The organism is Fodinibius sp. GM21 (genome assembly GCF_058386955.1).
Window position 1 is genome coordinate 398978 of record NZ_JBYEIQ010000002.1, and the last position, 12320, is coordinate 411297.

Consider the following 12320-nt stretch of genomic DNA (forward strand, 5'->3'; position numbering starts at 1 on the left):
AAATGTTGTTTAAAACATAAAAAGTTATGTGTATAAGAATTATCTATTTAAGCTATCAATAGCTTTTCCAATGTTTTTGAAAATCGAAATGTTATGATCTCTCAACCACTGTTTATCCTGGTCAGGTTCGTGGCGTGAACGGATAAAGAAAGGCGTGATATTTAGTTTGATAGCTGGTTTCAGGTCGGTGATCTTATCTCCTGCCATATAAGATTCGTTGAAATCGATGTCATGTTTGGCAGCAGCTTTTTCGAACATGCCCGTGCCCGGTTTGCGATCTTTGGGAGCATAGTTGTTATTGGGATCATGTTCCGGGTGATGTGGGGCAAAATACCATTCATCAATAGATAAATTCTGTTTTGCCAGTTTACTATCAACCCAGCGGTGCAGATGGTGCACATCTTGTTCGGAATAGCGACCGCGAGCAATTCCTGACTGATTGGTAACCACAATAATTTTGTAACGATGTTCTTTCATCCAATGCAGAGCTCTAAGAGCTCCGTCACACCAAGTCCACTCTTCGGGTTTGTGCACATAGTTGTAATCCACATTTAACGTGCCATCACGATCAAGAAAAAACGCTTTATTCATTTTACTAAAGCCTGAGTCGTAAAATTTTTTTAAAAAACTGCTCGCAATTCTTATTTGAGATATTATAGTAAGTAAAAGGCGGAACAAATGTGTTAGGTTTGCATATGAATTAAGGCAAGGAAATAAAATATCATCTAAATGTTAAGCGTGGAGTTATTATGGAATTATTAAAAAAGAAGTTCAGAGTATACCGCCTATTTACCATTGGGATATCCTTTATTATTGCAGGTGTTTTAGCTGTTTCATGCAGTGATTTTAGTTCGAATGTTGATCCGAACAATACCGCTGATGGGAAAGCGCATATGAAAGTAAATCTTACCGATGCGCCGGGAGATTATCAGCAGGTTAATATCGACGTGCAGGGATTGCGAATTCATTATACGCCTGCAGAAAGTGACTCGGCCGAGAGTGATACTGCTGAAAGTGATCATGATGGGAAATGGATAGACCTGCCCTTTGAGCCAATGAATGTGAATTTATTAGAACTCACAAATGGCGTTGATACGTTATTGACTGAGGCCGATTTGGAACCGGGTCACTATAAAGAGCTGAGGCTGATTCTTGGTTCTGATAACTCAGTAATGGTGGACAGTACGATTACGGATCTTAAAGTACCGAGTGGACAGCAATCAGGCTATAAAGTTAAATTTCAGACGGATCTGGAAGCGGGTGAAGAAATTGAGGTTACCGTTGATTTTGATGCAGGACGCTCGGTACATAAGGCAGGCAATAGCGGAAAGTATATCCTAAAGCCTGTTTTAAAAGCTTTTATGGAAGATGGTGAAGAAGTTGAGGTAGGGTCCATTTCAGGAAATGTGGAACCTGCAGAAGCCTTCCCCAATGTGTTTGCAATTATGGATGATGATACTGCAGCAACAACCCAGGCTGATGAAGATGGCGGTTTTCTGTTGCAGGGATTGGAAGATGGCCAATATAATGTGAGTTTAGAGCCCACCAATGAGCAATATGCAGATACTACAATCAATGATGTGATGGTTGAAGAGGATGAGACAACCGATTTGGGGACTATCACCCTGGAAGAAACCGAATAGATTAGAGAATTTTAGTTTCTCTGTAAGCCCGGCTGCCTATAAGTGGTCGGGCTTTTTTGTTGGAAGCGCTTTTTTTGCCCGGCTATTCTCGTTGGCAGACTCATCAAATTGAAGGTGAATTTGTCCGGCTGTTAATAACAAACTATCTTCTTGTGTGGTATTGAGTTCGTAATTAGCATTGACTACATTCTGTTTAGTTGAAAAGATCAAATAAGGATCCACATTTGAATAGAATAAAAATAATGTCGGCCGAAGACCTAAATCGCACCTACCTGCGATTTGCCCATCAGTTTTTAGAGCCGCATGATGATCCCAATCAGTTGGCTATTATCGGTATGCAAACCCGCGGTGTGCACATGGGAAAACGAATTTTGCAGTATATCGAAGAAAAGTTTGAATACGATATCGATTTTGGAGTACTCGATGTTACTTTCTATCGGGATGATTTTCGTACAAAGCTAAAGATGCCCCAGGTTAAAGTGACAGAAATTCCATTCGATTTATACGATCGTGATGTAGTGCTGGTTGATGATGTACTTTACACGGGTAGGACAGTTCGTTCTGCCATGGATGCGCTGATGGATTACGGCCGACCGCGTAGTATCAAGTTTTGTTGTATGGTAGACCGGGGACATCGCGAGTTACCTATCTGTGCCGATTATGTTGGTACAAAACTGCCGACCCATGTTCAGGAAGAGGTGCGTGTAAAAGTTGAGGCATTAGATGACGAAGACGCTGTTTATGTAGTAGAAAATCCAGATGAGGAGACAGAATAGATGACTGAAGATATCAAACTGCAGGGTAGCGATCACGAATTTACGCATAAGCATTTACTGGGGTTGGCTGATTATTCTAAAGAAGATATCTTGTATGTACTGGAGCAGGCCCAGTATTTCAGGGAAATTTTGGATCGTCCAGTCCCCAAAGTTCCTACCCTGCGGGATAAGACAATTGTAAATCTTTTTTATGAAGAAAGTACACGTACCAAGCTGTCTTTTGAGCTGGCCCAAAAAAGGATGGGGGCAGATGTCGTAAACTTTTCGAAGAATTCATCGAGCGTTAAAAAAGGTGAATCTCTGAAAGACACCATTCGCAATATCAGCTCTATGAAAATTGATATGGTGGTTTCCCGCCATGAGAGTCCCGGTGTACCACACTTCTTAACACGCTGTGTGGATGCGGCCATCATCAATGCTGGTGACGGCGCGCATGAGCACCCTACCCAGGCATTGTTGGATATGTTTACTATGCAGCAGGTTTATTCCGATTTAACGGATAAGAATATTGCTATCATCGGTGATATTGCACACAGCCGCGTAGTACGTTCCAATGTAATTGGGTTATTGAGACTGGGGGCAAACGTTACGGTTTGCGGTCCCAAGACTATGATGCCGGCTTATGTTAACGAGCTGGGAGCCGAGGTATCCCACAATATCAACGAGGTTCTGGGTTGGTGCGATATTGCAATGGCTCTTCGTATTCAGCTGGAGCGTCAGGAAGACGGTACTGAACTTTTCCCGAGTATCCGCGAGTATCATCACCTCTTTGGGATTACAATGAAGCATCTTGAAAAATATCCCGACTTTACGGTGATGCATCCCGGACCGGTGAATCGCGGTGTGGAGATGGAGAGTGAGGTGGCTGACAGCGATCGTTCTATAATATTGAGTCAAGTTACCAATGGTGTAGCGGTTCGCATGGCCATTCTCTATTTATTAAGCGGCGGTTCAAGAGTGTAAGATGGTTTACCCAAACGAATTAAGGATTTTTTTACTCTTTAAATCCCTTTCGGATCATTTTGCCCCAGCTTTTCTTACCCTTAAAAAAGTCTATCAATCCTTTGGATTGCCACCAGGCATGGATTTGTCGGTAGCCTAAGTTTTCAAGAAAGGAATATAAACTCAGGATAGCCACATCTTTAAAATCACTGTAGGTTTTGAAGGCAATCTCCTCAGCTAAGACGGCAATAAACGAAACGACCATCCCATAAATGACAGATACAGCCAGAAATAGAAGAATAAACGTCAGATTGAAAAGGCTTGGCAGAGAAAGTACAATAATCAAATAGGCATAACCTAAAAGGTTTACAATTGGACCAAGCAACTCAAAGAAGAGAAAAAAAGGCATTACAAACATACCGATATGTTTATATGAGGGATTGAACAACATGTACTTATGTCGCCAAAGCGAATCCGCCAGCCCGCGGTGCCAACGGTTGCGCTGGTTTCGCAAGCTTGTATAGTCCGTAGGTACTTCCGTCCAGCAGATGGGTTCCGGTAGAAAACGAATCTGATAATCCTCTTTATTGCGAAGGTGATAGCTGTGCATGCGTATAATCAGCTCGATGTCTTCACCTACCGTATTGGTAAGGTAGCCGCCCACCTTAATAACAGCTTGGCGGTTAAAAATACCGAATGCTCCGGATACAATTAACAGGCTCTTAAAGTAATCCCATCCCACACGACCGAATAAAAAGGCGCGAATATATTCCACCGATTGCAGTCGAGCCCAGAAGTTTTTGGGCGTGTGGATTTCTTTGATCTCTCGATTTTCGATCTTGCAGCCATTGATAACTCTGACAACACCACCTGCTGCCACGGTATTTTTATGTTCGATGAATGTTTGGATAAGCTTTTTTAGAACATTCTGCTCAAGGATAGAATCGGCATCAATAGAACAAATTAGATCAGTTTCAGAAATATTGAGACCTGCATTAAGAGCATCTGCTTTACCGCCGTTTTCTTTATCTACAACGGTAAGCATAGGCGTATCCGGTGAGCGGTAGGTGGCACGAATTTTTTGGTGATCAATTTGTTGTTCAAAGTAAATATCCGTTTTCGAGAGATTAAAATAATCGATAAGTCGTTGCAACGTTTCATCGTCACTTCCGTCGTTGACGACAATGATATGATACTCGGGATATTCCAGCTTCAAAAGCGATTCTACCGATTCTACAATATTATCAGCTTCGTTATATGCGGGTACAAGGATGCTGATAGATTTAAAAAGTTCGGTCTTGAAAAGGGCATCTGCCTCAACAACACTGCGGTGCAATAGTTGTTTGCGAACATAAAGTAGGGCTCCGATAATCAACGCCAGATAAACGGTGTTGATGGTAACAAAATATCCTATAATGAACTGCTCAATAATATTAAATAACGAAAAGCTATCAGGCATAGGATTTATTGAGTCGGTGATTTAGCGCGGTTTTGATTCCCGATGTAGTGTCTAAAAGTCGGTTTAAGTATGAATCGAACTGCTCCCGTGATCCACTTCTGATATTCACGTCTGCAAGTGATTGCAGTGTTTTTTTAATAAAAGCTGTCAATAATACTATACGGTCCTCATCTTCCGTCATAAATTCGTAGATGATGGCCTTGCGGATGGGAAATTCAGCTTTAAAAAGGTGTTGTAGTAAGAAAGATAAATTTTCCTTACCTCCAAAAGTGCTGAGTGTTTTTATCGCGGCCAAACGAATCGAGATGTTTTTCTCCTTCTCCCAATAACTTTTGATGGTAGGAGCCGCCTCGGTATGAAATAACTCCCCCAGTGCAATAATTAGTCCTCGAATCAGAGAATGTTTTTTGGGACTGTGATGTATCCGTTTGAGATATTGATACAAAAACTCACTGCATTCATAGAACTGCTGATATCCCATGTATCGAACAATGATATTTTTGGTATCGGGATCTATCTTTTTAAGCAGTAAATCTTTCAGGGCTTTTCCAACCTGTTCTCTGTCTTCAGCCAGTCCGGAATCAAAGACATGAAGCAGTTCTGCGACCATAAGCTCGGAGGTGTCCTTTCTCTTAAAAAAACGAATCAAAGCACTTTTGCGTATTGTCCAGTCATCAGCCGATTGCAGCGCTTTGGTAGCAGCAAATGCCAGCTTCAAGTTTTTGGACTTACTTATGGTGATGAGCTTAGCCAATATTCTGCTGTCAAGATGAGCACTTTTCTGGAAGTAGATGCAGGCGTATATTTTTGAATCAGTAGAAAACTGAAATAGTTTTTTCCGGTAAAAGGAAACAAAGGTGGGATGTTGAATTAAATCATTGAGTCGATCGCGTTCGGTACCATCCAGAATGTCGTCAAGCTCATTGAGCAGTTTGATAAAAAATGAATAATCCTTCGTCCGCTTGCTTATTTTTTTGATAATTTCGTCAGCATCGAGCTTGGGATCCGATTGTTCTGCATAATCCAGGATTAAAGAAAAAAAATAATCTCTAAACTTTTGCTCATACCGGTTCCAGTACTGTTGTTTTTTTCGGGTCCAAAAAGTATATCCGAGTAGAAAAAAAAATAGCAGGACCAGGAAAATGGTTATCCCAATGAGAGACTGTAAGGCAATGTTGAAATCAAACATGCCACAATATACGCTCTAAGCGGCTTTTGTCAATAATTTTCGGATACGGGCTGCAAACTCCTTGGGTTGAAATGGTTTGGTGATGTATTCATCGGCTGTTAGGTCAAAGCCCCTTTCAATATCTTCGGAACGTGATTTGGCTGATACCAAGACCACTTTCGTGTGCTCAAATCTTTGATCTTCACGAACTTTTTTAAGGATTTCGAATCCATTCATGCCGGGAAGCATCAAATCTAATATGATCAGCTGTGGAACATGTTCTTGTGCATATTCCAGGGCTTCAATCCCATTAGATTTGCTTACGATCTCGTAGTCAAATTCTTTCGAGACAAGTCGATTAATTAGTTTTCTGCTGAGATCATCATCATCCACAATAAGTATTTTCTTCTGGGGAGTTGACGATTGTGAAGTTCCCGTGCTTTTGTCTGCAGAACTGTTAGTAATCCCTGTCAATTTGCGATATGAACTCATTTCATTCATAACTGCCTCACTATTTTTGCCGTTGAAAATTTTTGTGGCAGTTTTGTATTTGCACTTCTTCAACAAGTGTAACGATAATAATTAAAAAATCTTAATATTCTTTTCAGTATTCGTATCTTCGGGGTCGGTAAAACAGGTTTATCTATCATTTTAATGAAAAAACTTTAGTAAGGCCTTCCGATAATGGACGATTTAAGCTATCCTGAAATTTCAATTTCTTTATCCCAGGTGTTAGTGTTTTTCATCGTTATTCTGGGAGTATTTTTTTTGGGGCGGGGGTACGAAGTACTGCTTGGAATTTGGAATTTTGGAAATGAGTTCGCAGATCGGTCCTATTTGTGGAGTTCTTTTATTAGAGATTTCCAGTTCAGCGTAATACTGCTTCCTGTGCTGTTGCTCTTCTTTTCTGGATTAAAATGGCTCCTAAAATCCGACGCTGTAAATCGAGTAATGGCTCATCTGGTCGCTTCCATCGGGATAGTGAACATATTGTTGATTTCATATTTTGGAGCTACGCAAATGCCATTGGGAGCAGAGTTCTGGGCTTATTCATTGACCGAAATGACAAATACCGTTATCGCGGCTGAGCAGGTAACGATGGTGAATACTGGTTTTTTTATTGTCGCTTATGTACTGGTATATCTCCTAGTTACAAAAATACAGTCTGCAAATATCTTTGAGGCAGGACAGTCTAAAATCGTATATGGCATGCTTACTGCAATTGCAGTGAGTTTTGGCCTTTCGTTCTATATTGTGGATGCTCATGCTACCCCGGTTCAACAGGAAAAGTCTGCAAACAAGCTGTTATATTTTATTAGCCAGGGTGTGGAAACAGTAAATTGGAGAGGAAATGAATCATCAGATTTTGATCCGGAGGGATATCCACTGCTGCAGGCTGCTAATTATGAGAAGGATGTATTGGGACCTTTTTTTGAAGAGTTTGAGCGTCCGCCTAATATTGTTTTTCTGTTGGTAGAAAGTTTGGGCGGTGAATTTGTTGGTCCATCCGGTCAATGGATCGGCTTCGCCCCTTATCTGGATTCCCTTTCACGGGAAGGATTGTACTGGGAAAATGGTCTGAGCCTTTCGGGGCGTACATTTGGGTTGGTGCCGTCACTTTTGGGATCACTTCCTTTCGGTCGCCACGGATTTATGGAGCTTGGCCCTAACTATCCCAGTCACCAATCACTTATCAGCACACTTGATAGTCGTGGCTACTATACAGCTTTTTACAGTGGCTACGATACCTATTTCGATGGACTCGATTTTTTTCTGGACTATCAGGGGACCGACTTTGTATTAAATAAACAAAGTTTGGAGAAGCAGCTCCCGGAGGCAAAAAGCCACTCAAATTACTGGGGCGTTGATGACAAAACTATGCTGGAGTACTCTGCATCGTTATTGGATACGACGAATACGTTCCCACGGCTCGAGATCTATCATACCCTTCAAAGTCACTCTCCATTTACGGTTCCCAATACTGAAAGATATAAACAGGAGTTTCAGAGCCGGCTAAATGAATTGGATATTCCCGAGAAGCAAAAACAGGCCTACCAACAGTATCAAGATGAATTGACCACATTGTTATTTGCCGATGAGGCTGTTAAGCAATTCATGCAGTCGTATAAAAAACAACCACAGTTCGAGAATACAATTTTTGTTATTACCGGTGATCACTGGCTTATTCCTGTCCCGCAAACAACAGCTCTTTCGCGATATCATGTACCTATCATCATATATTCTTCCAAAATAAATGAGCCGGTTCATTTCAAGTCGGTAAATACCCATGCTGAAATTACGCCCTCGCTTGTGGCACTGTTGGATCAAAAGACCGGGCTGGAGATGCCTCAGCAAGTACATTGGATTAGTGGGCTGATGGATACGACGAAAACCTTTCAGAGTAGGCAGTCAGTACCCTTTATGCGTAATAAAAATCGTATTTCAGATTATCTCGATGGACAGTATTACCTTTTTGGGGATGAGTTATACACCGTTAACGAAAGTCTCTCGTTACGTCGAACCAATAACACACAGAAAAAAGAAGAGCTGCGTAAAAAGCTGAACAGGTTTAAGTCGATTAACAACTTTGTGGTGGAAAACAACCGGTTGTATCCCACTCAGAAGAGTAATGGAAAACGATCAGAGAAGTATGCTTTTTTATCTGAATATGACACGCTTTTTGCAAAACTGGATTCATTGCAATTAACAATTGATGAGCAGTTTCAGCGAGCCCGCCAACGGGCTTTTGATGGCGATTACGAAATTGCGCGGGCTATTGCGAAGCGTATACTGCTGCGAGCCCCTGAATATCACGATGTGCGGATTTTAATCGGTCGGACGAATGCCTGGCAGGGTAATTATGAGCAGGCAGAGATGCATTTTAGAAAGGTATTGGGAGAAGACGAAATCTACGAGGACACCTACAATGCTTATGTGGATAATGAGATCTGGCAGGGTGATTACGAAACGGCGTTGCAGGTTATTGAACAGGGACTCGAGCATCACCCTCAAAGTAAATCATTTTTAGCAAGAAAGATTAAAATTTTGGGTTATTTGGATAAGCGAGATGAGGCTCAAAAAATATACGACAAGCTTAAGATGTTGGATGCAGACTATAAAGAGCTGCCGAACTTGAAGAAATATGTTGGCGAATAATCTTTTACCTTGCAGCGACGGCAAAACAATAAAATCAATGATATGAAAAAAGTAATCACTATTTGCATAGGCCTTTTGTTGATTGGCAGTACTGCGGTTTATGCGCAAGATATGGAAGGTCTTACCGTTGACCAGCTTTACGAAAAAGCCCGAACGGCTGCATTTGATGCGGGGGATTACGAAACGGCACGGCGATATGCTTATGAGGCTTTGGACCGAAGCCCGAATTATCACGGCATTCGAATATTTGTAGCGCGTATGTATAGCTGGGAGGGTAACTATGAGAAGGCTGAAGAGGAACTGAATTATGTTCTTGAAAAAGCCCCTCAAAACCGCAGGGCACTCACGGCTCTGGTAGATACTCAAAAATGGTCAGGCAAAATGGAGGCAGCCCTGGAGACTGTAAATCGGGGCTTAGAGTATTATCCGACCGACACCGAATTTATGCTGGCGAAAGCGTCAGTTCTATATGGGATGGAAAACTATGAAGGGGCAGAGCAGACCTATAAGGCTATTCTTGCGCAAGATTCTGGCAATCGCAAGGCTCGTGAAGGCTTGGAAGATAGCCAGTTGCGGCAAATGAAGTATCGTGCTAAGATATCCTACCGGTATGATCGGTTTCGTACTATTTTTGACCCCTGGCATTTTACAGAATTTGGGCTTACCCGACAAACGTCCATCGGCTCAGTCACCGGTCGGGTTGAATATGCCCGTCGTTTTGGTAGCGATGGGGTGCAGTTTAATATTGATGCATACCCATCTATTGCGCCGGGGTTTTATGCCTATGTGAGTGGCGGGTATTCGCAATCTCCTGTACATCCTGATTACAGATTCGGGCTCTCGTTTTATAAATCGTTGCCTGCTGCTTTTGAACTTGAAGCGGGAATAAGATATCTGGATTTTGGTACTTCCCAAACCGACATCTATACCTTATCACTAACGAAGTACCGCGGAAGTTATCTTTTTACTGCGCGGACGTATTTGGTTCCGTCATCTGGAGGTACGTCGAGATCCCTGAATTTAGTGGCCCGCCGCTATTTTGGGTCAGCTGAAACCTATCTAAGTTTAAACGGAGGGTACGGCACAGCTCCCACAGAAATCGAATTTTCGGATGATATTGCAGCATTGGACTCTTGGTCGGTAAGTATTGACGGGCAGTATGCCTTGTCTGACATTTGGTTTATAGGTGGTACTGTGGGATTTGACTCCTCTGAGTATCCTAACTTTACAAGGGAGCGATTTAGCGCAAAAGGGAATGTTTCATTTCGATTCTAGCAGCTTATTCGCCTTTAAATTCAGCGGCGGCAACGTTGGGATCTGTTTTTCTTTTCCAGCGAGCCAACACAATCCCCGCTATTACCAGTGCTGATCCAATATATTGGAGAAATGTTAGCTGTTCATTTAGTAAAACAATTCCAAAGAACAGTCCCATCACGGGCACCAAATTTTGGTAGGTGGCCGTATGGACTGCTCCAACAGTTTGGAGACCATAGTTCCAGATAAGATATGCTACTCCTATGGAAAGCAAACCGCTGTATACAACCCCGCCATAGGCAGCAGTAGAAATTTGTGTCCATTCAAGTTGCATCATGCTCGGTAAGCCAATCAGGAAAAGAACAATTGCCCCGATGGTGGCCATAATCGCTGAAAACTGGATGGGCGTATAGCGTGATAGGAATGATTTGGAGAGTATAGTGTAACCACCCCAAACAATGGCAGCACCAATGATAATAATATCTCCAAGGAACGTATCAGAACTAACCGAGAAAGGATCTTTGCCTCCTGAAATAATGAACACTATGCCGGCAAATGCTGCGATAACGCCAAATGTTTTGAAGATATTCATCTGCTCCAGGTTAAAGAAATGACTAATGAGGGCGACCCAGATTGGGATGGTGCCCAACATAACCGCCGCATTTGCTGCGTAAGTATAGTCAATTCCAATAATAAACAACCCTTGGTAGATGAGGTTTCCCAGTAGTCCCATACCAATGAGAGGTAGCCAATCTTTTTGGGGGATTCGAAATACTTGATTACGGTAAAAGAGAACACCCCAGATAATGGCTGCGGCAAAAATAAATCGCAGACCGTTAAAACTAAGTGCATCAATTTCGGTTAAAGCGTATTTGACCACTGAAAAGTTTAAGGCCCAAATTACTGCTACTGTAAATAGAGAGAATTCTACAAGTGACTTTTTAGAGAACTTCAATTATTTCGATGTAGTTAGATAAGAAATTAGACCGCAAAGGTAGGAGATAATAATGAAAGTATTATGTGATATTGGAATTAACTGTGATGTCGGGAATTATTTAGTCACAAATGTTGTACTTAGGGAACATTACCCTTAACTTTGGTCACTTTCTGACTGACAGTCATTTTAATGAAGAATTATATGGGAAAAGAAGACCGAAAAGCTCGAGAAAAAGAACGGCGGCGTAATCAAATCATTGATGCTGCTGAGCGAATTATTTTTTCAAAAGGCCTCGAACAGGCGACCATGGACGAGATTGCTGAAGAGGCTGAGCTGAGCAAGGGTACCCTCTATCTCTATTTTAAAAATAAGACGGAGCTTTACTTGGCAATTACGCAGCGTGGATCGGATTTATTAAACAGTCAGTTTGCAAAAGTTTTTGCCGGTGGGCACGACCATAAGGGGTTAGAATTAATTCGGTTACTTGGAGAAACATACCTCAATTTTGTTCGGGAAAATCCCAATTACTTTAATGCATTCATGTATTATGAGTCTCTGAGGGATGTTGAGGAGCTAAAAAACAGCAAGCATGCCGAGCAATGTGAAGACAATAGAAGGGAGGCCTTGAATTTCATGATTCGGGCACTTCAGATTGGTATGCAGGATGGTACAGTCAATGACAGCTATAATCCTAAAGAATTGGCGGTAGTAATACTTTCGAGCACCCGCGGAATTACCGCAATGAGTCATATGCACGGTACCGGTTATCATTTTGAGATGCTTGATGAAATGGAACTCTCGGTAGATACACTATTTGAAAACTTTTTAAAGTTAGTGGGAACTGGAATTGCCAGTGAAGATGCTCGAAAAAGATGGATGACTGGCAGTCATAATATTGAAACAAATGGAAAGTAAGTACGTAACAGTGAGTCTTTAAAATGAAGCACGTTCAAATATATACAATCAGAAAAATTCAAGAACTTAT

At 41.8% G+C, this 12320-nt stretch carries 12 protein-coding genes; 6 read left to right on the forward strand and 6 right to left on the reverse strand.

What is annotated here, in order from left to right:
• Window positions 1-39: 39 nt before the first annotated feature.
• Window positions 40-591: a D-glycero-alpha-D-manno-heptose-1,7-bisphosphate 7-phosphatase gene (locus ACT3IB_RS05655; RefSeq protein ID WP_491538035.1), complete on the reverse strand. Its 552-nt coding sequence runs from the start codon at window positions 589-591 to the stop codon at window positions 40-42.
• A 158-nt stretch (window positions 592-749) separates the two neighbouring features.
• Here ACT3IB_RS05655 and ACT3IB_RS05660 point away from each other — a divergent pair, with 158 nt between their 5' ends.
• Complete coding sequence (locus tag ACT3IB_RS05660; protein WP_491538036.1) at window positions 750-1643, forward strand: DUF4382 domain-containing protein; 894 nt, start codon at window positions 750-752, stop codon at window positions 1641-1643.
• Between the two features lie 36 nt (window positions 1644-1679).
• Here the strand turns inward: ACT3IB_RS05660 and ACT3IB_RS05665 are convergent, their stop codons facing one another.
• Complete coding sequence (locus tag ACT3IB_RS05665) at window positions 1680-1853, reverse strand: hypothetical protein (RefSeq protein ID WP_491538037.1); 174 nt, start codon at window positions 1851-1853, stop codon at window positions 1680-1682.
• A 14-nt stretch (window positions 1854-1867) separates the two neighbouring features.
• Between ACT3IB_RS05665 and pyrR the strand changes: the two genes are divergently transcribed.
• Both pyrR and ACT3IB_RS05675 read left to right on the forward strand, forming a co-directional pair.
• Window positions 1868-2419 (forward strand): bifunctional pyr operon transcriptional regulator/uracil phosphoribosyltransferase PyrR, encoded by a 552-nt coding sequence (gene pyrR, locus ACT3IB_RS05670; protein WP_491538038.1) that lies wholly within the window; start codon window positions 1868-1870, stop codon window positions 2417-2419.
• Complete coding sequence (locus ACT3IB_RS05675; RefSeq protein WP_491538039.1) at window positions 2420-3382, forward strand: aspartate carbamoyltransferase catalytic subunit; 963 nt, start codon at window positions 2420-2422, stop codon at window positions 3380-3382.
• Window positions 3383-3413: 31 nt separating this feature from the next.
• Here the strand turns inward: ACT3IB_RS05675 and ACT3IB_RS05680 are convergent, their stop codons facing one another.
• From ACT3IB_RS05680 to ACT3IB_RS05690, 3 genes are read right to left on the reverse strand one after another with little or no spacing between them, the layout of a single operon-like run.
• Window positions 3414-4820, reverse strand: coding sequence for a glycosyltransferase family 2 protein (locus tag ACT3IB_RS05680; protein ID WP_491538040.1), 1407 nt, complete (start codon window positions 4818-4820; stop codon window positions 3414-3416).
• Window positions 4813-6009, reverse strand: a complete 1197-nt coding sequence (locus ACT3IB_RS05685; protein ID WP_491538041.1) for a HEAT repeat domain-containing protein — start codon at window positions 6007-6009, stop codon at window positions 4813-4815. Before ACT3IB_RS05685 ends, ACT3IB_RS05680 begins: the two co-directional genes overlap by 8 nt.
• Window positions 6010-6024: 15 nt before the next feature.
• Window positions 6025-6480, reverse strand: a complete 456-nt coding sequence (locus ACT3IB_RS05690; RefSeq protein ID WP_491538042.1) for a response regulator — start codon at window positions 6478-6480, stop codon at window positions 6025-6027.
• Between the two features lie 192 nt (window positions 6481-6672).
• Between ACT3IB_RS05690 and ACT3IB_RS05695 the strand changes: the two genes are divergently transcribed.
• Both ACT3IB_RS05695 and ACT3IB_RS05700 read left to right on the forward strand, forming a co-directional pair.
• Window positions 6673-9144 (forward strand): sulfatase-like hydrolase/transferase, encoded by a 2472-nt coding sequence (locus ACT3IB_RS05695; RefSeq protein ID WP_491538043.1) that lies wholly within the window; start codon window positions 6673-6675, stop codon window positions 9142-9144.
• Between the two features lie 42 nt (window positions 9145-9186).
• Window positions 9187-10419 (forward strand): YaiO family outer membrane beta-barrel protein, encoded by a 1233-nt coding sequence (locus ACT3IB_RS05700; RefSeq protein WP_491538044.1) that lies wholly within the window; start codon window positions 9187-9189, stop codon window positions 10417-10419.
• Between the two features lie 4 nt (window positions 10420-10423).
• Here ACT3IB_RS05700 and ACT3IB_RS05705 read toward each other — a convergent pair whose 3' ends face one another.
• Window positions 10424-11353, reverse strand: a complete 930-nt coding sequence (locus ACT3IB_RS05705; RefSeq protein WP_491538045.1) for a DMT family transporter — start codon at window positions 11351-11353, stop codon at window positions 10424-10426.
• Window positions 11354-11536: 183 nt separating this feature from the next.
• On the opposite strand from ACT3IB_RS05705, the gene ACT3IB_RS05710 reads away from it, so the two are divergent.
• Window positions 11537-12250 carry a TetR/AcrR family transcriptional regulator gene (locus ACT3IB_RS05710; protein WP_491538046.1) on the forward strand — a complete coding sequence of 238 codons (714 nt, stop codon included), beginning with the start codon at window positions 11537-11539 and terminating at the stop codon, window positions 12248-12250.
• Window positions 12251-12320: the final 70 nt, after the last annotated feature.